Genomic DNA, 23,390 nt, shown 5'->3' with positions numbered 1-23,390 from the left:
TATCGTTGACGTTTTTCGCGAGCAAGCTCGCTCCTACAGTGGACGCTATTTGCTTAACTGAACGGTATTAGGCCAAGCCCGCTCGCCACAACAGCCCGACCTGCTTGGATTTAAGCGTGGAGGCAAAGCTGTGTAGATACCTATGCCCTCCGGGAGAGGGGTAAAACCAAAACATCTGACAGTCCCAAACAGCTCTTCAATTTGCTGCGTTGATTGTGGATTCAAAGCTGAATGTCCAGGTCACCCTAAACCGCCAATATCCCCCAATCAGTCCCCTCTCCCTCCGGGAGAGGGTTAGGGTGAGGGGCGGCCCTCACGCCAAGCACCCAAAAACCATTCACCGCAAATCAAAACAGCTGTTCAATTTGCCGCATGGGCGCACCCAGCACACATCCGCCTACGAAGCCCTGGCCACTCTATCCAACCCCACAATCGCCAAGGCAATCCCCACGAATCCCGCCAGTATTCCACCGGCATTCACCAACACCTGTGGATAACCCAACGTATCAACATCTAGGAACGGGTATTGATACTGCCCCACCACATGCCCACGCAGCAGCAGGTAGACGAAGTACAGCAATGGATAAATCACCCACAGCCCGATGTGTTTAGCGCGCAAAGTGCCCTTGGGCACACACAGCCACCAGTAGCCGAAAAACAACAATGGCATCACGTCATGAAGCAGTTCATCGGCGATGAATTGAAGCCCCTGAGGGCTCCACAAATGCCGCAGTAACAGGTTGTAGGCGACGCCCACCAGCACAATGCTCACGGCAATCCCACTGCTGACCACAGGCTGCTGGAAAAACGCTCGCCCGGCGGAAGAACGCTTCACCCACGCATAGCTCAGTACTACCGCCGCCAGGGTATTGGTGAGCACCGTGAAGAAGCTGAAAAAACCCACCAACCCGCCCAGCAGGCTGGCGTCCACGCTCCAGCGCGAATAGAAAACCAGGTACTGCTGAATCACCAACCCTGCCCAACCGGCCAGCGCGGCCCCCGCGATATACGCTCGCATGCGGTCAGTCCCGAGGACGTTTGGTGCGCATCAGCTTGACGTACAGCCCCTCGACTTTCTCCCGCGCCCACGGCGTCTTGCGCAAGAACGACAGGCTCGACTTGATGCTCGGATCGCTGGAGAAACAGCGGATATTGATACGCTCGGCCAGCCCTTCCCATTGATAGTGAGCCACCAGGGCGGTAAGCACCTGTTCCAGGGTGACGCCGTGCAGTGGGTCCTGCGATTGAGTCGGGTGCTGTGGGGACATGCCAAGCCTTTTGGTCAAAATAAAAATTAAGCCGCGCACCTTAGCCGAGGGATCCGGCGGGTGGAAGCAGGGCCTTTACTATAACCGCACAGGTGCTTTAGCAGGATCGCCAGGCCCGCGTAGCGTTCACTATTACCAAATACGAAACGCTCCATCTTGCGAATGACGCTTTCTCTTGAGAAGCCGGCGCATTATCCTTGTCGTTACACCCTGAAACGTTTCACTCCTCGGCCGGCCCGATCTTGCCGCACTCCCCTTACCGCACAGACAGCGCTGTCTTGAAAAGACCTGCGCGCGGGGATTGCTCGGGCTGCCCGTAGCCGAAGCGCCTTCGCGGAAAAACAACAGTTTTAAAGCTGAACCAACGCCCGCGCCGTATCGTCATCTACAGTGAACAACGCGGACTACATTTTTTAAACGTCACGGAGAACAACACTATGAGCACTGACAGTGCTTCGAGTCCAAGCCGCCTACTGCCAAGGCTGCTGGGGATCTTGCTGCTGATCATGGGCCTTGCCCTGTTGGCCGGGGGGATCAAGCTGAGCATGCTCGGCGGGTCGCTGTACTACCTGCTAGCCGGTATTGGCATCACCCTCACCGGCATCCTGCTGCTGGCCACGCGCAGCGCGGCGCTGGGCTTGTACGCACTGGTGCTGTTCGCCAGTACCGCCTGGGCGCTGTGGGAAGTCGGCCTGGACTGGTGGCAACTGGTGCCACGCCTGGCGCTGCTGTTCGGCCTGGGCATCGTCATGCTGCTGCCGTGGTTCCGGCGTCCGTTGCTGCGTGGTCAACCCGCGCCGCTGGGCACGGGCGCACTGAGCATTGCCGTGGTGTTGGCCGGTGCAACCGCCGTCGCCAGCCAGTTCACCAACCCCGGTGAAATCAAGGGTCAACTGGATCGCGATGCGGTGCCGGGCATGACCAATACCGCCCCGGCCCAACCCGATGGCGACTGGAACTCCTACGGCCGTTCGGCGTTCGGTGACCGTTACTCGCCCCTGGCGCAGATCACCCCGGAAAACGCCCACACGCTCGAGCCGGCGTGGACCTATCGCACCGGCGACATTCCTGGTCCTGGCGATCCCGGTGAAACCACCGCGGAAAACACCCCGCTGAAAGTCAACGGCATGCTTTACGTGTGCACACCGCACAGCCAGGTGATCGCGCTTGATCCGGACACCGGCAAGGAAATCTGGCGTTTCGATCCGAAGCTCTCGACGCAAAAAGCCGAGAACTTCAAGGGTTGGGCGCACATGACGTGCCGTGGCGTGACGTATCATGATGACGCAGCCTATGCGGCCACTGAGCAGAGCCCGGTCACTGACGCTGCCGCCCCCGCGACCAACGTCTGCCCGCGCCGGATCTTCCTGCCGACCGCCGACACCCGCCTGATCGCGCTGAACGCCGACACCGGCAAGATGTGCGAGGACTTCGGTGACAAAGGTCAGGTCGACCTGAGCGCCAACATTGGTGCTTTCGCTCCCGGTGGTTACTACTCCACCTCGCCGCCAGCGGTCACCAAGAACCTGGTGGTCATCGGTGGTCACGTGACCGACAACGTCTCCGTCGACGAACCTAGCGGTGTGATCCGCGCGTTCGACGTGCACACCGGCAAGCTGGTGTGGAACTGGGACAGCGGCAACCCGGACGACACCACGCCGATCGCCGAAGGCGAGACTTACACCCGCAATTCGCCCAATATGTGGTCGATGTTCGCGGTGGATGAAAAGCTCGGCATGCTGTACCTGCCGATGGGCAACCAGACCCCGGACCAGTTCGGTGGCAACCGTACGCCTGAGTCGGAGCTGCACGCAGCCGGCCTGACCGCGCTGGACATCGACACCGGGAAAGTACGCTGGCACTACCAGTTCACTCACCATGACCTGTGGGACATGGACGTGGGTGGCCAGCCAACCCTGATCGATATCAAGACCGCCGACGGCGTGAAGCAAGCGGTGATGGCGTCGACCAAGCAAGGCAGCATCTACGTGCTGGACCGTGCGACCGGCGAGCCTGTGGTACCGATCAATGAAATCCCGGCGCCACAAGGCGCGGTGGCCGGCGATCACACTTCGCCCACCCAGCCGAAGTCCGACCTCAACTTCATGCCACCGCCCCTCAAGGAACGTGACATGTGGGGCGTGACTCCGTTCGACCAACTGCTGTGCCGGATCGACTTCAAGTCCCTGCGCTACGACGGCCCGTTCACGCCGCCATCGCTGCAAGGCTCGATTGTCTACCCAGGCAACTTCGGCGTGTTCGACTGGGGCGGCATTTCGGTTGACCCGGTGCGTCAGATTGCCTTCGTCAACCCAAGCTACATGGCGTTCAAGTCGACCATGATCCCGGCGGAAAAAATCGCCGAACAAGGTCCGCGCATCAGCGAAACCGAAGGCGTGCAGCCGAACAAAGGCGCACCGTATGGGGTGATTCTGGAAGCCATGCTGTCGCCAATGGGCTTGCCTTGCCAGGCACCGGCCTGGGGCTACGTCGCCGCAGTCGACCTGACCAACCACAAGACCATCTGGATGCACAAAAACGGTACCGTGCGTGACAGCTCGCCGGTTCCGATCCCGCTGTCCATGGGTGTGCCAAGCCTTGGTGGGCCTTTCACCACCGCCGGTGGCGTAGCGTTCCTCAGCGGCACCCTGGACCAGTACCTGCGTGCCTATGATGTGAAAAACGGCAAACAGTTGTGGGAAGGTCGCCTGCCAGCAGGCGCACAAACCACGCCAATGACCTACACCGGCAAGGACGGCAAGCAATACGTGCTAGTCATGGCGGGTGGTCATGGATCCCTGGGTACCAAGCAGGGTGACTATGTAATGGCGTTCAAACTGCCGGACTAAGCGTTCTCGGCGCAACGGTAGGAGCGAGGGGGCGCCCAGCCTTTGCTCGCTCCTACACGGGTGAACGTTCGGGGCGATCCCGGCGCATCCACCTCTCGAACGCCATGGCGCTCAACGGCCGGCTGATCAGATAGCCCTGGGCCGTATCGCAGCGCCATTGTTTGAGCAGCGCCAGGCTGGGTTCAAACTCCACGCCTTCGGCCACCACCTTCAGCCCCAGGTTGTGACTCATTTCGATGGTCGAACGCACGATCACCCCGTCGCCGCTGGTGCTATCGAGGTTGCGCACGAAAGATTGGTCGATCTTCAACTCCTGCACCGGCAGGCGTTGCAGCTGGGCCAGGGACGAGTAGCCGGTGCCGAAATCATCCACGGACAGACTGATGCCACAACCGCGCAGTTGCTCAAGGATGCGCAGGGCCTGTTCCGGGTTGTGCATGATCGCGCTTTCGGTGATTTCGAAAATCAACTGTTGCGCCGAAACCGTGTACTGCTGCAGCAACTCGGTGACGCGCAGCGCCAACCCTTCGTCGCTCAGATCATCCACCGAGATATTCACCGATAACTGCACCTCCAGGCCTTGCGCGCGCCATGCGGCGAGTTGACGGATCGCGTCTTCGATCACCCACTGCGTCAAGCTGCTCATGCTCCCGGTACGTTCGGCCAGGGGAATGAACTCAGCGGGCGAAATCAGGCCCAGTGTCGGATGCTGCCAACGCAACAACGCTTCGGCCTGACACACATGCCCATGATAGAGGTCGAGTTTGGGCTGGTAACACAGGAACAACTCGCCCTCGACGGCGGCGCGGCGCAGGTCTCGGATCAGGTTGATCTGACGCTGGTGAGCCAGGTCGCGGTCCTGCTGATAAATCTGCAAATACCCGGGCAACGCCGCCGCATCATGGCGGGCAATGGCCGCACGACTGATCAGTTCCTCGACCTGCAGGCCATCGTCGGGATAGGCGGCGATACCCATGCTCACTTCATGCTTGAGTTCATCCTCGCCCACCCGCTGCGGTTCCGTCAGCAGGCCATACAAGCGATCCGCACGAGCCACAGCACTGTCGATCGCGGTGTTTTCCAGCAACAACAGAAACTCGCTGCCGGTGATGCGCGCCGCCGTATCACCGGCCGACAGGCTCGACAGCAAGCAACGGCTGGCTTCGCGGAGCATTTGCTCCACCCCCCTGGGGACCAAAACCCTCGTTGATGGCCCGGTAGTTTTCAATCCCCACGTACAGCAATACTACCGGCCGCCGGGCGCTGATGGCGCTGCCCAGGCGCTCCATCGCCAATGCGCGGTTGGGCAGGCCGGTCAGCGCATCATGCAGGGCGTTATGGGCAAGTTGCCGTTCACGCACGGCAATGTAAAAGGCACGGGCCAGCAGGCTGAACTCATCGTTGCCGCGCACCTGCACCGGGGTGCGGTAATCACCGGCGCCGATGCGCTCGGCGGCCTGCACCAATGCATCCAGCGGGCGCGAGACCCGTCGCGCCATCAGCAGAGCGCCCAGCAGCGACACGATCAATGCCGCCAGGGCAATACCGAGAAATTGCTGGTCAAGCGGCGCGAAGGACTGCAATGCGTGGTCCAGAGGACTTTGCAACAATGCCATGACCTGTCCGCCCTCCCCGCTATTGTCCAGCGACATGGCCTGACTGAGAAAACGCTGGCCGTGGAACTCGATCATCTGGGTGCGGGTGTCTTGCAGAGCGCGGATGATCGCCGGACGATCGGTCATCGGCTGAGTGCTGAACAACGTGCCGGGGACGGCGTCGTCCACCGTCATGAACGACACTTCCAGGTTGCTCAGCGCGCGCAATTCCCCGGCAAAGGTTTCATCCATGGAAAAACCCATGACGACCCGCGCGACCAGCAGAGGATCGAGAACCTCTTTCTGGACCAGCAGGTAAGGTTCTCCCGCGAGGGCGACGATCAGCATTTGCATGGCGTTGCGCCTGGCATGCCGCAGCGCATCGGCATAGGGAAAGGCCTGGCCCGCAGGCACACCTTTCAGGGTGCTGACGATCACCTGCCCGTCCAGGCCCAGCACAAACACCTCGCTGGCGCGGATGCCCGTGCCATGGCGCTGCAGCGCCGCCTGAATCTCTGGGATGCGACCGGCGGCAACGGCCTGGCGAAAGGGCAGGTCCACGGTCAACCAATCCAGTCCGTATTGCAGACGGCGCCCGCGCAGATCGAGCAAGCGCTCGAATACCCGGCTGCCGGTTTCCAACTGCACCTTGGCCTGGTTTTCCACGGCGCGGGTGGTCGCCCCTTTCACGGCAAAATACACCGCACCGACCACCACCAGCAGCAGCAACGCCAACACCCCGGCAAGTCGCGTCTGGAACGAGTGGCCCCATCTCATCTGCGTGCCTTGCGGCCGCCCGGGGCCCCTGTGGCTCACACGCTCCTTCGTCATACGCGTCCCTCGCGACTGCCGACCTGGTGTCAGATAAATGTCCTTTTATCCAGAACACGTTTGAATCACCCAGATTAGCCCTCAACGAGCAGAAGTAAACCTAATAAACACGGACGTCCGGTGTCATTAAATTGGCGACAACTGAGCGTCTCCGCGACAAGGATTCAGGACCTGGCCCGCATGAAATCGCCCCAGCGCCGCACCAGATAATTGTGCTCATCCATCACCGAATTCCACACTGCAACATGCCCCATGCGTTGCTCGTAGGAGCCGCCATCGCGTACCTCTCCAACCTCGATCAACGGCAAGCCATCGCTGCCCGGCAACACTTCACGGGCGGGCAGACCGGCGTACCAGTAATCCCATTCGGCACTGCTCAAGTAGTCGCGGCTGCGGGCCGGATTACCGATGTAGTAACCCTGGCGAGCCATCATCGCTCCGGGCCAGCCGGACAGCCACCAGTTGAGGTAGGCATAGGCGGCATCCAGCACCGGGCCCGTGGCGTGGCGCGATAGGGACAGCCCGCCAAACCAGGCGCGATAACCTTCGCGGGGGACCGCCAGACGGTATTTGACCCCGGCGCGATGCAGCCACATCAAGGTCGGCGACCACAGACTCTGGATATCGATGCTGGGGCTGAGCATCAATTGCGCCGCTTCTTCATCATCGGACCAGAACGCGGCGAAGTGACCTTCCTTCTGTTTACGCACGAGGATATCGGCCAGCACATCGATCTCCTCGATGCTCATATTGCCGATGTCACTGAAGCGCGCCAGTCCGGCGCCCTGCACCGCCAGCGCGGCGTCGAGTGCGCCAATCGCCGCGTCACTTTGCAAGGCGGTGCGGGCGCTCCAGGCCGGGTCCAACAGCCAGCCCCAGCTTTCATTGGCGCGGGAGAAACCTGCCGGCAACCGCTCGGGACGGTAAGCGAAACTGTCGGCATTGTGGGTCAGGGGCAACATGCTGATGCGCTCGGTGACGGTGCTGCCGAGGCTGCCATCGTGCTGCACGAACAAACGCTCGCTGGGCACACTGCCGCTGCCCAGGCGATCCTTGGGGGACAAACGCCCGCGCTTGGGCAGGTCGTTGATTTCATGCCACAGGGCAATCCGCCGGGTGTCGATCGGCTGGATCGCCCGCGCCGGCCAGACAAAATCGACGTTGTGAAACCACTGATCGTAAAGGTCGTAGCTGTCGGGCTGCATCACCGCAATGCGCTGCGCCTGCTCGACATCGTGAACCTGATACACCAGGCGGATGCCCAGTTCTTGTTCGGCGCGCAGGCGCAAGGTTTCCAGCAAGGTCACTGAAGTGCCCAGTACACGCAAGGTGATCATGCCGCGAACCGCCGTGAGAAGACTTCAAAGGAACGACGCAGCAACTCCGGGTCGAGACCACGCAGGATAAATACCAGCCGCGATTGCCGCTCCGTGCCCGGCCAGGCGGGCAAATGGACGGGGGCATGCAGGCAATGCTGCACGCCATGAATGGCGATTGGGGCCGAGCTTGCGTTCACGTTGAGCAGTCCTTTGACGCGAAGAATGCGTTCGCCGTGGCATCTTAACAGCATCGATAGCCAGACCCCGAAACCGACCCAATCCAGGGGCTGATCGAAGCTCAGGCAACAGACCTGCGCCGCGCCGTGGGTGGACGGCGTCGATTCTGCCTGGTGCAGCTTCCAGCGCGTGACTTCCGCAGTCGGTGTCGCGCTGCGCAAGCCCTCGCCCAACAGCAACTGCTCGCCGCTGTCGATGTCCTCGGTATCGAGGATCGGCGTACCGGCATTCAGCGCCTGCAAGTGCTCGCGCAAGGCGTCGCAGTTCTCCACCAGGTCGGTCTTGCTCAACAGCAAGCGATCCGCCGCCGCCACCTGCGCCAGCCATTCCGGGTGCAGGCGTTCCTGCAAGGCCGCGTGACTGGCGTCCACCAGCGTGATCACCAGACCGATGTGAAAACGCCCACGCAATTGCACGTCGTTGTTCAGGGTGGCGAGGATCGGCGCCGGGTCGGCCAGGCCGGTGGTTTCCAGGATCACCCGTTTGAAAGCCGGAATCTCACCGCGCTCACGGCGCTGCAACAGTCCGAGCAAGGCGTCTTTCAACTCGCCGCGAATCGAACAGCAGATGCAACCGCTGGGCAGTAATACCGTGTCCGGCGCCACCTCTTCCATCAACAGATGATCGATGCCGACATCGCCGAACTCATTGATCAGCAGCGCCGTGTCGCCGAGGCTTTCGCCGTGCAGCAGGCGCTTGAGCAAGGTGGTCTTGCCGCTGCCGAGGAAACCGGTGATGACGTTGAGAGCGATGCTCATTTCTTCTACCTCCACCCGCTCCTGTAGGAGCGAGCTTGCTCGCGAAAAACCTGAGAGCGCCACACTAATCCAGGTAGCACGCGTTATCGTTGACGGTTTTCGCGGGCAAGCCCGCTCCTACAGTGGGTTGTATTCTGTAGGAGCGAGCTTGCTCGCGAAAAACCTGAGAACGCCACATTAATCCAGACAGTACGCGCTATCGTTGACGGTTTTCGCGGGCAAGCCCGCTCCTACAGTGGGTTGTATTCCAAGTGGTCGAGCAATTTGGGATCGAGGGGGTCCAACGGCCGCCCGAGCATGTCTTCGGCAGCCTGCCAAAGTTGATCCAGCCCGCTGGCCAATGCCTGTTTGCCGGTGGCGCCGAGCAGCAGATAGGACGCGCCCTGGAAGTCTTCGACCTTGAGCCGGAACACCGCGAGCACCTGATTGATCGCGGCGATCCGGCGCAGGCGCTCGCGGCGCCGGGGCAGTTCATCGCCGAGAGGATCGCTCCAGTGCAAGTCTTCGCCCAGCAGTCCACAGAGTCCACACATGCTTAGTCCTCGCTCATGGCATGACATCGCCGGAGTTCGGGCCCAGTGTCTGGCCGACAAACAGGTTGCCGCCCGGTTCGCTGGCCAGCAGCACCGCGGTGGGCGCCACCTCATCGGCCTGACCGAAGCGGCCCAGGGGCAACTCGGCGGCCTTGGCACGCTTCCAGGTGTCGCTGATGCCGCCCACCAAAGGGGTTTCAATCGGGCCGGGGGCGATGGCGTTGACCAGCACATTGTCCTTGGCCACTTCCAGCGCCAGGGACTTGGTGAACCCGATCACCCCGGCCTTGGCCGCCGCGTAATGGGTCAGTTCGGCGCCGCCCTTGATCCCCAGTTGTGAGGCGACGTTGATGATCCGTCCCCAGCGCTGCGCCAGCATATGCGGCAAGGCGCGCTGGCTGGCGATGAACACGCTGCTGAGGTCGACGCGCAGCATGTCGTTCCACATCTCGATACTCAGGTCGACACAACGCGCCTGGGTCAGCATGCCGGCGTTGTTGACCAGAATGTCGATGCCGCCGTAATGCGCGACGCAGTTGTCGACACTGGCTTGCGCACCTTCGACGGTGCCGACGTCGGCGACGCACTCGACGACTTCCGCACCGAGGTTGCGGCAGGTGATGGCGGTTTCGGCCAAGCTGGCGGCATCACGGTCGGCGAGCAACAGGCGTGCGCCTTCTATGGCATAGGCACGCGCGATGGCGGCGCCGATGCCGCTGCCGGCGCCGGTAATGACGGCGCGGCGGTGGGTGAGTTGGGGCATATGTGGGGCTCCTGGGTTTTAGTGGGTGTCTGGGAGATCAACCCCTCACCCCAACCCTCTCCCCAGAGGGGAGAGGGGCCGATTGGGGGATATTGGAGGTTTACATCGACCTGAAAGATCGGTGTTGAATCCATAATCGACTCGGTTTTTCAGGTCGCAGATTTTTTCAGCACACTTCGGTCAGTCCCCTCTCCCCTCTGGGGCGGTCCGACGTTTCGGGAGGGGTAGGGTGAGGGGTGGCCTTCAGTCAGGCCAGCGTACGGTCAGGCCACCGTCGATAACGATGCTCTGCCCAGTCAGGTAGCTCGAAGCCTCACTGGTCAAGAACTGCACCAGCGACGCCACCTCGTCCGCCCGCCCGACCCGCCCCAGCGGAATCGCCCGCGCAGCTTTGGCCAGGCCCTCGGGCCCAAGGGAATTCTTCGCATCCAGCGACTGCGGGGTCTCGATCAACCCCGGAATCACCGCATTGCAACGGATCCCCAGCGGCGCCAATTCCACCGCCAGTGAACGGCACAACCCTGGTACGCCGGCCTTGGCCGCCGCGTAGTGCGCATGGTCTTGCCAGCCATACACACCGCCGGCAATCGATGAGATAGCCACCAGCGCCCCACCCTCGCCCATATGCCGGGTCGCCGCACGGAAGGTGCGCATCACCCCCGTCAGGTCGACGTTGAGCATCTCGTTCCACAGCGCGTCGGTCATCTCCAGCAACGGTGCGCGGCGCAACAGGCCGGCGTTGGCCACCGCGTAGTCGAGGCGTCCGAAGTGCTGGACGGCCTGGGCGGCCAGGTTATCCACCGACGCGGTATCGCCTACGTCCAGCGGCAACATCAGGCACTCGCCAGCGGCTTTTTGCACCAGGTCCAGGGTTTCCTGCGGATCATGCGGATCAGCCGGGTAATACCCGCCCACCACCGCCACGCCGTGACGCGCGTACGCCACGGCGAGGGCTTGGCCGATGCCGCTGGCGGCACCGGTAATCAGGGCAACTTTACGTAGCATCGAACTGACTCCTTACTGGACGGTTTCCGGACGCACATGACGCGCGGCAAACATCAGCGCGCCGGAGAGGAAGCACGGCAAAGCGCCGAAATACGGGGCCGCGGTCTGCCAGTCACTGCCGGCGGACAACACCTGGGTCGCACCAAAGCCCGCGACCACCGCACCCAACGGCCCCATGGCATGGATGATCGCGCCGCCGGTGGCACGGATGCTGGTGGGGAAACTTTCACTGATGAAAAACAGCGCCGCCGAATACGGACCGATCAGGAAGAACAGACCCAGGCTGTACAAACCGACGACCACCGGCATAGTGCTCGGCCCGTAGAGCATTCCGGCAAACGCCAGGCCACCGAGCATCCAGCCCAGGCCGATGACATTGCGCCGTCCGATCTTGTCGCCCATCCAGCCGTGGCACAGGTAACCGCAGTAGCCCACCAGGTTCGACAGCACGAGGATGATCAGCGAGTTCTCGAACGAGATGTGATGCACGCTGATGATCACTGACGTACCCAGCACGCTGAACACCTGGATGGCTGCCCAGTTGAGCAGGATCGCCGCGCCGATCACCAGTGTCACCCGCCGCGCGGGCCCACGGAATGCGGCCTTGAGGCCGGCCTTGCTGTGTTCGTCGTAGTCCACGCCGTAGGTCTGTGCGACGTTCTGCGCCTCGCTCACCGCGCCGCTCTTGCGCAGTTGGGTGATGCGCTGGTGAATCTGGAACTGCGGGCTTTCCTTGAGTTTGCGCGCCATGACCGCGATCACGATCGCAGGAATCGCGGCGAAGATGAAGCAGCCCTGCCAACCAATGATCGGCAGCAACAGCGCGGTCAAGCCCGCGGCGATCAGCGCGCCCACCGGCCAACCGCCCTGCACCAGGCTGTAGATGAAGCCGCGCCGCTTGGCGAGTTTCGGGTCATCCGAGGCGGCGTACAGCTCGCTCAAATACGTGGCATTCACCGTTTCCTCGGCATAACCCAGGCCGCCCAGCGAACGGATCAGGATCAACGGTCCCTTGCCCCACGCACCGCCGATGGCGGTCAGCGCCGAGCACACGGCAGAGCCGGCGACGGTGAAGATAATCCCGGTGCGCCGTCCCAGCTTGTCCACCAGCGGACCGATGGCCAGCGCCACCACTGCGGTGCCCACCGCCACCCAGGTCGCGATCTCGGCTTGCTCCACTTCACCCCAGCCGAAATGCCGGCCGATTTCCGGCAGCAAAGTGCCGAACAGAATGAAGTCGTACACCGCAAACACCCAGGCGAAAAACGCAATCCAGGTGGCGAAGCGAACTTCCCTGGGCGTCAGTTGCCGGGGTTTCCAGCCAGTCAGGTCGAGTTTGTTATAGATAGACATGGATCGCGCCTCGATGGGGGCAAAGGGTCAGGTACGCGTGTTGCCTTAACCTGTAGGAGCCGGCTTGCCGGCGAAAAACCTGAGAGCGCCGCGTTAAACCAGAAACGCTGCGTCACCGTTGACGATTTTCGCGGGCAAGCTCCTACAGGGTCAGGTACGGGGTTGGCGGCGGATGAAATCGTCGGCGATTTCGTCAAAGGTGACGAAGCGCACGCCGGCATGGCTCTGGATATGTTCGATCAGCCGTTCGAGCATCAGCAGCACTTGCGGGCGGCCAGACACATCGGGGTGGATGGTCATGGTGAAGACCGCGTGTTCGTGTTCGCGGTAGACCCAGTCGAACTGATCGCGCCACATTTCCTCCAGATGACGCGGGTTGACGAAGCCATGGCTGTTGGGGGCCTTCTTGATGAACATCATCGGCGGCAGATCGTCGAGGTACCAGTTGGCCGGGATCTCGACCAGGTCGGTTTCTTCACCGCGCACCAGGGGTTTCATCCAGGTATCGGGGTGCTGGCTGTAATCGATCTTGGTCCAGCTGTCGCCCTTGCGTACGTAGTAGGGATGGAAGTCGTTGTGCATCAGGCTGTGGTCGTACTTGATGCCTTTTTTCAACAACAGCTCGTTGGTCACCTTGCTGAATTCCCACCATGGCGCGACGTAGCCGGTCGGGCGTTTGCCGGTGACTTGGGTGATCAACTCGATGGACTTGTCGAGGACGATTTCTTCCTGCTCGGCGGTCATGGCGATGGGGTTTTCGTGGCTGTAACCGTGCACGCCGATTTCGTGACCGGCATCGGCCACCGCCTTCATCTGCTCGGGGAAGGTTTCCATCGAATGCCCGGGGATAAACCAGGTGGTGCGCAGGCCGTAACGCTCGAACAGTTTGAGCAGACGTGGCGCGCCGATTTCACCGGCGAACAGGCCCCGGGAAATATCGTCCGGCGAGTCTTCGCCGCCGTAGGAGCCGAGCCAGCCGGCGACAGCGTCAACGTCGACGCCAAATGCACAGAGAATGTCTTTAGCCATGGTGTGTCTCCTTAGTGAGTCAATGCGTTTTCCACCGACAACGCCGCCCGCAGCAAGCGTGCGTCTTCCCCCATCGGGGCGCTGAGCAGCAGCCCGGTGGGCAGGCCCAGGGCATCGCGACCGCTCGGCAATGTGACGCCGGGCATGTCCAGCAAACTGCCGGGCATGGTCAGGCGCAGGGTGGCGAGGTTGGTGTTGACGAACAGTTCGTCGTCGGTTTCCAGTGGTGCCAGGGCTGGCGCGACATGCGCGACAGTGGGGGTGATAAGGAACGCGCCGTCGAGTTCGTCGATCAGTTGCTGCTGCAGGCGCTCGCGGGCGTCGTACAGCGCGATCAGTTGGCTGGCCGGCAACGTGCGCGCCGCTTCAAGGCGGCGACGTACGCGTGGGTCGAGTTGCCGGGCATCGGCGCTGTCGAGCAGCGCTTCGTGGAGCGCGAAGGCTTCGAAGGAACCGATCCAGCCTTGCTGCCGGATCAGCTCAAGGGTGGCCTGGAACGTCGCGCTGGTGCGCGCCTCAATCAACGCCCCCGCGGCCTTCAACTGCTCCACGGCATGCAGCAGGTTGTCGCGCACGGCCGGTTCGACGCGGGGGTCTTCCAGCACCGCGTGTTCAAGTACGAAGCGCTGCCCCTTGAGACTGCGTGGAATGTGGCGCTGCGTACGACCGTGGAGCAGGTCATCGATGACCAGCACATCGCGCACGCTGCGGGCCAGCGGACCGAGACTGTCAAGGGTGTGGGCCAACGGGAATACACCGTCACGGCTGTAGCGCCGGCAACTGCCACGGTACCCCACCAAACCATTGAGCGCGGCGGGAATGCGGATCGACCCGGCGGTGTCGGTGCCCATGGCGATGGGCACGATACCGGCGGCGACAGCCACCGCCGAACCGGACGATGATCCACCCGGAATGCGCGGCTGATCGCTGCCGTGGGGATTATGCGGGGTACCGAAATGTGGGTTCAGGCCCAGCCCGGAATAGGCCAGTTCGCTCAGGTTGGTCTTACCCAGATTGACCATCCCGGCCCTGCACAACCTGCCAACAACCGGCGCATCCAGCGACGCGGCCGGGGCCTGACGGCGAAACCCGGCCCCTGCGGTGGTGACACTACCGGCCATGTCAAACAGGTCTTTCCAGGCCAGCGGCACCCCATCGAACCCGCTCAAGGGTTGCCCATCCCGCCAGCGCGCGGCGGCGGCTTCGGCCTCACGACGGGCACGCGCAGCGGTCAGGCAGATAAATACACCCGGCAGCGTGTTCGCGTGCTCGAGTGCCTGTTCGAAGGCTTGCACCGGGTCGCTGCGACCGCTGGCAAAATCCTCGGCCATGGAAGTGGCATCTGACATCGGACCGCCCTCTATAAATGTATCAATTAATAAAATATACATTTTACAAAGGCATCTTTCGTGCCAGTCATCTGCATGGCGTCCATCACCGCACTGGGTTTTCGCCGCAGAGTTACGGAGTAGATAGCGTGGGCAAGGGCGAAAAAAAACCACAGCCCACGACAAGCTGCTGCAAATGAAATAATGTATCTTTTATTAATAAATACGTTTTGGTGCAGAAACGTAACACTCACCCGCGCGCAGCCCCAAAAAAGTGCCACCGACGTGGTGCAGAGTGACAGGCGCATCTATGAGAGAATCCACGGCCCGCTCCCATGGTCCAGAGAACCCGATGAAAGCAGCGTCCGCCTCGGCTTCCCGCTACGCGATGATCCACCAGGTACTGCGTGATGCCATTCTCCACGGCACCGCACGCCATGGCCTGGTATTGCTGGAAGCGCCGCTGGCCGAGCTGTTTGGCACCAGCCGGGTGCCGGTGCGCAAGGCGCTGAACCTGCTGCATGCAGAAGGCCTGATCTGCCGTTTCGACGGCCGGGGCTACCTGATCAACCCCGACGGGCTCGACATGCAGCCGTTGCGCTTGCCGTTGAATCACGGGCACCTGGGCCTCAACGGCGAAGATGAACTGGTCGACACGCGGCCGCTGGGCGAGCGTGTGGTCGATGAAATCGGCGTGGCGCTGTCGACCTGCATCGCTTTCGGCCACTACCGTCTCGATGAACAGGCTGCTGCCGACCACTATGGCGTCAGCCGGGCGGTAGTGCGTGAGGCGCTGATGCGCCTGCGCGATCGCGGCCTGGTGGAAAAGGAACCCTATTCCCAGTGGTTGGCCGGGCCGCTGACCGCACGGGAGGTCACCGAGGACTACGAATTACGCGCCTGCCTTGAACCCGAAGCCCTGCGCCAGAGTGCGCCAGGACTTGCCCGCGAGACGCTGGAAGCCATGCTGCAGCGGGTGATCGACGCACAAAACAGCGCGCATTGCAGTTTCGAGGACATCAAACAACTGGAAGAAGACCTGCACCAACGCTGCCTGGCGGGCCTGCAAAACCGCAAGATCGCCGCGCTGATCCGCCAGGGCCAGAGTCCGATGATCATCAGCCGGATTTTCTATCGTTTGCTGGGCATCGGCGCCGATCCGGCGATGCTCGCCGAACATCGCCTGATCCTCGAACTACTCCTGCACGGGGCCTTTGATGCGGCGGCGTTGAACCTGCGCGAACACCTGCAACGCGCACGCCAGCGCATGTTGCAGCGTTTGAAGGTGTTGTCGGTGTTGCCCGAGCAACCGCTGCCCGCTTACCTGCACAAAATCAGCTAGTCAACTTGCTCAGTGTGGTTCAGGCCGATATCCACGCCGAGGAATACCCAGCAATTTGTTGCTAGCCACGCCTCCCCATTGAAACCACCGCTTACCCGCCCCATCTAACCTGCATACTTCCCTGTGCAGGTGCCCCATGAGCGACCAGCAAGAATTCCCTGATATCGATCTCAACGACTACGCCGACCCCGAAAACGCTGAAAGCAACTCGTCCCACACCGGCCTGGCTCTGCCGGGGCAAAACCTGCCGGACAAGGTTTACATCATCCCGATCCACAACCGGCCGTTTTTCCCGGCGCAAGTACTGCCGGTGATCGTCAATGAAGAACCCTGGGCGGAAACCCTGGAGCTGGTGAGCAAATCCGAACACCATTCCCTTGCGCTGTTCTTCATGGACACGCCCCCCGAAGATCCACGGCACTTCGACACCTCCGCCCTGCCGCTGTACGGCACCCTGGTGAAGGTCCACCACGCCAGTCGCGAAAACGGCAAACTGCAATTCGTCGCCCAGGGCCTGACCCGCGTGCGGATTCGTACCTGGCTCAAGCATCACCACCCACCGTACCTGGTGGAAGTCGAATACCCACACCAACCGACCGAACCGACGGATGAGGTCAAGGCTTACGGCATGGCCCTGATCAATGCGATCAAGGAGCTGCTGCCGCTCAACCCGCTGTACAGCGAAGAGTTGAAGAACTACCTCAATCGCTTCAGCCCCAACGATCCGTCGCCATTGACCGACTTCGCCGCGGCGTTGACCTCGGCCACCGGCAACGAATTGCAGGAAGTGCTGGACTGCGTGCCGATGCTCAAGCGCATGGAAAAAGTCCTGCCGATGCTGCGCAAGGAGGTCGAAGTCGCGCGCCTGCAAAAAGAAATTTCCGCCGAAGTGAACCGCAAGATCGGCGAGCACCAGCGCGAGTTCTTTCTCAAAGAACAACTCAAGGTCATCCAGCAGGAACTGGGGCTGACCAAGGATGATCGCAGCGCCGACGTCGAGCAGTTCGAGCAACGTCTGGAAGGCAAGGTGTTGCCGCCCCAGGCGCAAAAACGCATCACTGATGAAATGAACAAGCTGTCGATCCTGGAAACCGGCTCACCGGAATACGCCGTGACCCGCAACTACCTGGACTGGGCCACGTCGGTGCCGTGGGGCGTGTATGGCGAGGACAAGCTCGACCTCAAGCACGCCCGCAAGGTACTGGACGAGCATCACGCCGGCCTGGACGACATCAAGAACCGTATCCTCGAGTTTCTCGCCGTAGGCGCCTACAAGGGCGAAGTCGCCGGTTCCATCGTACTGTTGGTGGGCCCGCCGGGCGTGGGCAAGACCAGCATCGGCAAATCGATTGCCGAATCCCTGGGCCGGCCGTTCTACCGCTTCAGTGTCGGCGGCATGCGCGACGAGGCCGAGATCAAGGGTCATCGCCGCACCTACATTGGCGCCCTGCCGGGCAAACTGGTGCAGGCGCTTAAAGATGTCGAAGTGATGAACCCGGTGATCATGCTCGATGAGATCGACAAGATGGGCCAGAGCTTCCAGGGCGACCCGGCGTCCGCACTCCTGGAAACCCTCGACCCGGAACAGAACGTCGAATTCCTCGACCATTACCTGGACCTGCGCCTGGACCTGTCGAAAGTGCTGTTCGTCTGCACCGCCAACACCCTGGACTCGATCCCCGGTCCGCTGCTGGACCGCATGGAAGTGATTCGCCTGTCGGGTTACATCACCGAAGAAAAAGTCGCCATCGCCAAGCGTCACCTGTGGCCAAAACAGCTGAAAAAAGCCGGCGTGGCGAAAAGCAGCCTGAGCATCAGCGACGGTGCCCTGCGCGCATTGATCGACGGTTACGCCCGGGAAGCCGGCGTACGTCAATTGGAGAAGCAACTGGGCAAACTGGTACGCAAGGCGGTGGTCAAGTTACTGGATGAACCGAAGTCGGTCATCAAAATCGGCAACAAGGACCTGGAAAGCTCCCTGGGTATGCCGGTATTTCGTAACGAGCGTGTGCTGTCGGGCACCGGAGTCATCACCGGGCTCGCCTGGACCAGCATGGGCGGCGCGACGTTGCCGATCGAGGCGACACGCATCCACACGCTCAATCGCGGCTTCAAACTCACCGGGCAACTGGGCGACGTGATGAAGGAATCCGCGGAGATCGCCTACAGCTATGTCAGCTCGAACCTGAAGTCGTTTGGCGGTGACCCGAAGTTTTTCGATGAAGCCTTCGTTCACCTGCACGTGCCGGAAGGCGCCACACCCAAGGACGGCCCGAGCGCCGGGGTGACCATGGCCAGCGCGTTACTGTCGCTGGCGCGTAACCAGCCACCGAAAAAAGGCGTGGCGATGACCGGCGAACTGACGCTGACCGGGCATGTATTGCCGATTGGCGGGGTGCGCGAAAAAGTGATCGCGGCGCGGCGCCAGAAGATTCATGAGCTGATCTTGCCGGAGCCCAATCGGGGGAGTTATGAGGAGTTGCCGGACTACCTGAAAGAGGGCATGACGGTGCACTTTGCCAAGCGCTTTGCGGATGTGGCTAAAGTGCTCTTCTGATAATTATGCAGTGCCGAGGTGGGCCTCTTCGCGAGCAAGTCGAAGGGGCCCGCCCAGTCACCACCAGCTCCCTCTCGGCCCACCCTGCCTCATCTTCGGTTATGCTCGCCCTTCGTCGTAAACAAACGGAGCCCTCATGACCGCTGCCCGCCTGCTTCTCCCGTTGAGCCTCGCCGTGCTCGCCGCCTGCGCCAGTGCGCCCAAGCAAAACATCACCGTGGAAAACCAGAGCGCTTGCCCGCTCCAGCTTAAAACCGGACAAAACCTGACCCTGACCTTGCCCAGCAATCCCACCACTGGTTACCGCTGGGCGATCCAGGACTCTGCCGGCGGCGTGCTGCGCAGTCTGAGTCCCGAGGTCTATAGCAACCCCGAGGACTCCGGCCTGGTCGGCGCGGGCGGCAAATCCACCTGGCGCTTCAAGGCCTTTGCACCAGGCCAGGGCCGCTTGCGCCTGACCTCGCAACAGCCTTGGGCGCCGGAAGTGAACCCAGCGGAAACCTTCGACTGCACCATCACGGTGAATTGATACGTCATGACTGGGGCAACGGGGCCTCACTGCTGTGGCGAGGGGGCTTGTCCCAATGCTTTGTAGGAGCGAGCTTGCTCGCGAAGAACTCATAGGCGCCGCGTTTATCCAGGAAACACGCATTATCGTTGACGTTTTTCGCGAGCAAGCTCGCTCCTACAAGGAGTTAGGGCAAGCACCCTCGCCACAGGTGGTTGTTGGGTGGAGTCTTATCTTCTCAGCACAGACAATCCGCGCACTCGTTGGCCAACTTGGCTAAAATGCCGGCCTTTCCCCTTTTCGTCGCCGGAACAACCGTGAGCAAAGAATCCGACCGCCTATTCGCCCAGCCCTTGCCCAAGGTGCCGGACTTCGCCTTCAACGAGGACGTGGTGCGGGTGTTCCCGGACATGATCAAGCGCTCGGTGCCGGGCTACCCGACCATTGTCGAGAACCTTGGCGTACTTGCCGCGCAGTTTGCACAGCCCAATAGCGTGCTCTACGACCTCGGCTCGTCCCTCGGCGCGGTGACGCAGGCCTTGCGCCGTCATGTGCGTACCGACGGTTGCCGGGTGATCGCGGTGGATAACTCGGCGGCGATGGTCGAGCGCTGCCGGGAGTACCTCAACGGCCAGGACTCAATGTTCCAGGAGTTACTGCCGGTGGAGGTGATTGAGGGCGATATCCTCGCGTTGCAATTTCAACCAGCCTCGGTGGTGGCGCTGAACTTCACCCTGCAATTCATCGCTCCCGAGCAACGCCTGGCGCTGCTCGGGCGGATTCGCCAATCGCTGCTGCCGGGTGGCGCGTTGATCCTTTCGGAAAAGCTGCGCTTCAACGATCCCGAAGAGCACGTCCTGCTCAACGACCTGCACATCGCGTTCAAGCGCGCCAACGGCTACAGCGAACTGGAAATCGCCCAGAAACGCAGCGCCATCGAAAACGTCATGAAGCCCGACAGCCTCGAAGAACACCGCGAACGCCTGCTGGCGGCCGGTTTTTCGAGCGTCGTGCCGTGGTTCCAGTGTCTTAACTTTGCCTCGTTGATTGCCCTGCCATGATTGATTTGTCTCCCCTCGCCCGGCATCTGGTCGGTACTCCCCTGGCTGTCTGGGCCCAAGGCCTGCAAGCACAACTCGATGCGAAGATGGAAAAGGGTCATGGCGACCTGGAACGCTGGCAGAGTGCGTTGGATGCCTTGCCCGCCATCATGCCGAACCAAATCGACCTGCTCAACGGCCTGCTGCTGGACACCGATTGCGACGAGGCAACCCGCGTGCAGATGCGCAGCGCGCTGATGGGCCTGAGCCCGTGGCGCAAAGGCCCGTTCGACTTGTTCGGGGTGCATGTGGACACCGAATGGCGCTCGGACTGGAAATGGTCGCGGGTCGCGCCACACCTGGACCTCAACGGCAAGCGCATCCTCGATGTCGGTTGCGGCAACGGTTATTACATGTGGCGCATGCTCGGCGCCGGCGCCGACAGCGTGATCGGCGTCGACCCGAACTGGCTGTTTTTCTGCCAGTTCCAGGCGGTGCAGCGTTATCTGTCAGCACCGAATGCCTGGCACTTGCCCTTCCCATTTGAAGACCTGCCGCCGCACATGGAAGGCTTCGACACGGTGTTTTCCATGGGCGTGTTCTACCACCGTCGCTCGCCCATCGAACATCTGCTGGCGCTCAAGGACTGTCTGGTCAAGGGCGGCGAACTGGTCCTGGAGACGCTGGTGATCGAAGGTGATCAACAGCAAGTGTTGGTACCGGAAGACCGCTACGCGCAGATGCGTAACGTGTGGTTCCTGCCATCGGTGCCGGCGTTGATGCTGTGGCTGCGCCGCGCCGGGTTCAGCAACGTGCGTTGCGTGGACGTCAGCGTGACCACGGTCGAGGAACAGCGCGGCACGGAGTGGATGAAGTATCAGTCACTCAGCGACTTCCTGGACCCTGAAGACCACAGCAAGACCATTGAAGGGCTACCCGCGCCGATGCGCGCGGTGATTATCGCCAAGAAGTAACCTTCACGCCTCCTGCCAAATAGAGATCAAACATGTGGGAGGGGGCTTGCCCCCTCCCACATTTGCGCCTCAGTGTTCTTTAGAGTGGGGGTTTTGCTCGGCGCGCCTTGAAGAACGCGCTCAACACCGTCCCGCACTCCTCGGCCAACACCCCGCCTTCAAACAGCACCCGATGATTGAGAAAGCCCTGGGTAAAAAACTGCCCCTGACTTTGCACAATTCCGGCCTTGGGCTCCAGCGCACCGTAGACCACCCGGGCAATTCGCGAGTGGACAATCAAACCGGCGCACATGCTGCACGGCTCGAGGGTCACGTAAAGCGTGCTGCCCGGCAGGCGATAGTTACTGAGCGCCTGGGCCGCGGCGCGGATGGCGACCATCTCAGCATGGGCGCTCGGATCGTTGCCGCTGATCGGGCAATTGAAGCCTCGGCCGATGATTTCACCGTCCTGCACCAGCACCGCACCGACCGGCACTTCACCCAGCGCCGCGCCTTGCGCGGCGAGCGCCAGGGCTTCGCGCATAAAGTCCTGGTCACGGCTGCGATCAATGATCGCCGTCGGGCGAATCTGACGCATCACGCTACCTCAATGGCGGCCATCAGGCCGGTTTCCATGTGGTCGATCACATGGCAATGGAACATCCACACCCCGGGATTATCCGCCACCAGCGCCACACGGGCACGCTCGTTCTTGCCCAATAGGTAAGTGTCGGTGAAGTACGGCGTGACCTTGTGCCGGTTCGAAGCGATCACCTTGAAACTCATGCCATGCAGGTGGATCGGATGCTGGTACTGCGTCATGTTCTTCAATTCGAAAATGTAACTCTTACCCAGTTCGAGCTTGGCAATCGGGCGGTCGGCACAGGTCTTGTCGGTGATGTCCCAGGCTTGGCCGTTGATCTGCCACAGGCTCGGCGGCTTGCCATTGTCGAGGTTGACCGAGACCGCTCCCACCCACTCGAAATTGAAGTTGAGTTTCTCGGCGTTGGCCAGGTCCGGCTCGGCAACCGGGTTAGCCGGCAGCGCGGGCGGCCATTCGGTGGGCGCATCGGTATTGGCCACCGAACGGAACGTGCCCAGGCGCACCGGGCCGTTGCGGATCGAGAGTTCTTCGCCGACCGGCGGGGCCTTGACCGCCAGGCAAATACGCATCCCCGGACCCAGCCAGTAGTCCTTGCCCAGCGGCCGAGGCTGAATGGGATTGCCGTCCAGCGCATAGATCTGCGCTTCGATACCGGGAATATTCAGGCGATAGGTCAGGGTGTTGTCGAGGTTGAGCAGGCGCACCCGGGTGATTTGCCCGGCCGGCAAGTCGATCACCGCCTGGGGCACGCCGTTGATGCTCGACAAGCGCCCGGCGGTACCGCCACGGGCCGCTTCGCGCGGGATGCTGAAATCGACAAAGGCGCCCTCCTCATCGATATGCCAGTTTTTCAGGCTCAACGTACGTTCGTATTTGAAGCCGGTGGGCTCGCGCTCTTCGACAATCAGCGGACCGACCAGGCCGCGACCCAGCTCTTCGCTGCTGCTGACGTGAGGGTGGTACCAGTAGCTGCCGGCATCCGGTACGCGGAACTTGTAGTCGAAGTATTCACCGGGCAGCACCGGCAATTGCGAGACGTAGGGCACGCCGTCCATTTCCAGCGGCAGGCGGATGCCGTGCCAGTGGATGGTGGTGGCGACCGGCAGATGGTTGATGAATCGCACCCGCAGCCATTCGCCTTGGCGTACGCGCAACTCGGTGCCGGGCGCCGAAGGGCCAAACGCCCAGGCTTGGGTCTTGTGTCCGGGCACCAGTTCCACATCCAAGGGCGCAGCGATCAGCTCGTAATCGTGCCCAGCCTCCGCCTCGGCGACTTTCCCCAGCCAGTAGCGGTAGGCGCCACCGGCACCAACGCCCACTACGGCCAAGCCTGCAAGACCACCCAGGATTTGTCGACGGGAAAAGGATCGGGACACAACAACCTCACGTATCTGCCGCAGGCCAGGAGCCTGCAAAGGGCAGATACGATACACCTGCACCACCTAAACAGTAAGGCTTCGCATTGCCGCATGGCGAAATGGTAGAGGCCAATGAAGATCAAATGTGGGCGCGAGCACG

General features: G+C 61.7%; 18 protein-coding genes and 1 pseudogene. 6 read left to right on the top strand and 13 right to left on the bottom strand.

Annotated elements, in window-relative coordinates; all coding sequences use genetic code 11:
* Positions 1-397: 397 nt before the first annotated feature.
* Together BLU75_RS01480 and BLU75_RS01475 are read right to left on the bottom strand one after the other, a co-directional pair.
* A complete protein-coding gene (locus BLU75_RS01480; RefSeq protein WP_084376160.1) occupies positions 398-1,018 on the bottom strand; it encodes a Pr6Pr family membrane protein in 621 nt (206 codons plus the stop codon).
* 4 nt (positions 1,019-1,022) lie between these two features.
* Positions 1,023-1,268, bottom strand: a complete 246-nt coding sequence (locus BLU75_RS01475; protein WP_084376161.1) for a VF530 family protein — start codon at positions 1,266-1,268, stop codon at positions 1,023-1,025.
* Positions 1,269-1,705: 437 nt separating this feature from the next.
* Here BLU75_RS01475 and BLU75_RS01470 point away from each other — a divergent pair, with 437 nt between their 5' ends.
* On the top strand, positions 1,706-4,117 hold the full coding sequence (locus BLU75_RS01470) for a glucose/quinate/shikimate family membrane-bound PQQ-dependent dehydrogenase (RefSeq protein WP_090221353.1): 2,412 nt from the start codon (positions 1,706-1,708) through the stop codon (positions 4,115-4,117).
* 52 nt (positions 4,118-4,169) lie between these two features.
* Here the strand turns inward: BLU75_RS01470 and BLU75_RS01465 are convergent.
* From BLU75_RS01465 to BLU75_RS01425, 9 genes and pseudogenes are all read right to left on the bottom strand, one after another.
* Positions 4,170-6,489, bottom strand: a pseudogene (locus tag BLU75_RS01465) (putative bifunctional diguanylate cyclase/phosphodiesterase).
* Between the two features lie 218 nt (positions 6,490-6,707).
* Positions 6,708-7,880: an ABC transporter substrate-binding protein gene (locus BLU75_RS01460; protein ID WP_084376162.1), complete on the bottom strand. Its 1,173-nt coding sequence runs from the start codon at positions 7,878-7,880 to the stop codon at positions 6,708-6,710.
* Positions 7,877-8,857 (bottom strand): CobW family GTP-binding protein, encoded by a 981-nt coding sequence (locus BLU75_RS01455; RefSeq protein ID WP_084376163.1) that lies wholly within the window; start codon positions 8,855-8,857, stop codon positions 7,877-7,879. The genes BLU75_RS01460 and BLU75_RS01455 overlap by 4 nt, the downstream gene beginning before the upstream one ends.
* A 230-nt stretch (positions 8,858-9,087) precedes the next feature.
* Positions 9,088-9,390 carry a hypothetical protein gene (locus BLU75_RS01450; RefSeq protein WP_084376164.1) on the bottom strand — a complete coding sequence of 101 codons (303 nt, stop codon included), beginning with the start codon at positions 9,388-9,390 and terminating at the stop codon, positions 9,088-9,090.
* A gap of 13 nt (positions 9,391-9,403) precedes the next feature.
* Positions 9,404-10,153 carry an SDR family NAD(P)-dependent oxidoreductase gene (locus tag BLU75_RS01445; RefSeq protein ID WP_084376165.1) on the bottom strand — a complete coding sequence of 250 codons (750 nt, stop codon included), beginning with the start codon at positions 10,151-10,153 and terminating at the stop codon, positions 9,404-9,406.
* Between the two features lie 243 nt (positions 10,154-10,396).
* On the bottom strand, positions 10,397-11,158 hold the full coding sequence (locus BLU75_RS01440) for an SDR family NAD(P)-dependent oxidoreductase (RefSeq protein WP_084376166.1): 762 nt from the start codon (positions 11,156-11,158) through the stop codon (positions 10,397-10,399).
* Positions 11,159-11,170: 12 nt separating this feature from the next.
* Complete coding sequence (locus BLU75_RS01435) at positions 11,171-12,511, bottom strand: MFS transporter (protein ID WP_084376167.1); 1,341 nt, start codon at positions 12,509-12,511, stop codon at positions 11,171-11,173.
* A gap of 150 nt (positions 12,512-12,661) precedes the next feature.
* Positions 12,662-13,540, bottom strand: a complete 879-nt coding sequence (locus BLU75_RS01430) for a polysaccharide deacetylase family protein (RefSeq protein WP_003234086.1) — start codon at positions 13,538-13,540, stop codon at positions 12,662-12,664.
* A gap of 11 nt (positions 13,541-13,551) precedes the next feature.
* On the bottom strand, positions 13,552-14,889 hold the full coding sequence (locus BLU75_RS01425; RefSeq protein ID WP_172832059.1) for an amidase: 1,338 nt from the start codon (positions 14,887-14,889) through the stop codon (positions 13,552-13,554).
* 331 nt (positions 14,890-15,220) lie between these two features.
* Here BLU75_RS01425 and BLU75_RS01420 point away from each other — a divergent pair, with 331 nt between their 5' ends.
* From BLU75_RS01420 to cmoB, 5 genes are all read left to right on the top strand, one after another.
* A complete protein-coding gene (locus BLU75_RS01420) occupies positions 15,221-16,210 on the top strand; it encodes a GntR family transcriptional regulator (protein WP_084376168.1) in 990 nt (329 codons plus the stop codon).
* 136 nt (positions 16,211-16,346) lie between these two features.
* Positions 16,347-18,767 (top strand): endopeptidase La, encoded by a 2,421-nt coding sequence (gene lon / locus BLU75_RS01415; protein ID WP_084376169.1) that lies wholly within the window; start codon positions 16,347-16,349, stop codon positions 18,765-18,767.
* A gap of 136 nt (positions 18,768-18,903) precedes the next feature.
* Complete coding sequence (locus BLU75_RS01410; protein ID WP_084376170.1) at positions 18,904-19,296, top strand: protease inhibitor I42 family protein; 393 nt, start codon at positions 18,904-18,906, stop codon at positions 19,294-19,296.
* 260 nt (positions 19,297-19,556) lie between these two features.
* Positions 19,557-20,336, top strand: coding sequence for a carboxy-S-adenosyl-L-methionine synthase CmoA (gene cmoA / locus BLU75_RS01405; RefSeq protein ID WP_172832058.1), 780 nt, complete (start codon positions 19,557-19,559; stop codon positions 20,334-20,336).
* The gene (cmoB, locus tag BLU75_RS01400; protein ID WP_084376172.1) at positions 20,333-21,289 is read left to right on the top strand and encodes a tRNA 5-methoxyuridine(34)/uridine 5-oxyacetic acid(34) synthase CmoB; all 957 of its coding nucleotides are present in this window, start codon (positions 20,333-20,335) and stop codon (positions 21,287-21,289) included. Before cmoA ends, cmoB begins: the two co-directional genes overlap by 4 nt.
* A gap of 79 nt (positions 21,290-21,368) precedes the next feature.
* Here the strand turns inward: cmoB and tadA are convergent, their stop codons facing one another.
* Complete coding sequence (tadA, locus tag BLU75_RS01395) at positions 21,369-21,866, bottom strand: tRNA adenosine(34) deaminase TadA (RefSeq protein WP_084376173.1); 498 nt, start codon at positions 21,864-21,866, stop codon at positions 21,369-21,371.
* Positions 21,866-23,248 (bottom strand): multicopper oxidase family protein, encoded by a 1,383-nt coding sequence (locus BLU75_RS01390; protein WP_084376174.1) that lies wholly within the window; start codon positions 23,246-23,248, stop codon positions 21,866-21,868. Before BLU75_RS01390 ends, tadA begins: the two co-directional genes overlap by 1 nt.
* Positions 23,249-23,390 lie beyond the last annotated feature (142 nt).

The organism is Pseudomonas mucidolens (assembly GCF_900106045.1).
GTDB classification, from domain to species: domain Bacteria; phylum Pseudomonadota; class Gammaproteobacteria; order Pseudomonadales; family Pseudomonadaceae; genus Aquipseudomonas; species Aquipseudomonas mucidolens.
The sequence above is the reverse complement of the archived record's forward strand: the minus strand, read 5'-3'. Positions and strand labels throughout refer to the sequence as shown.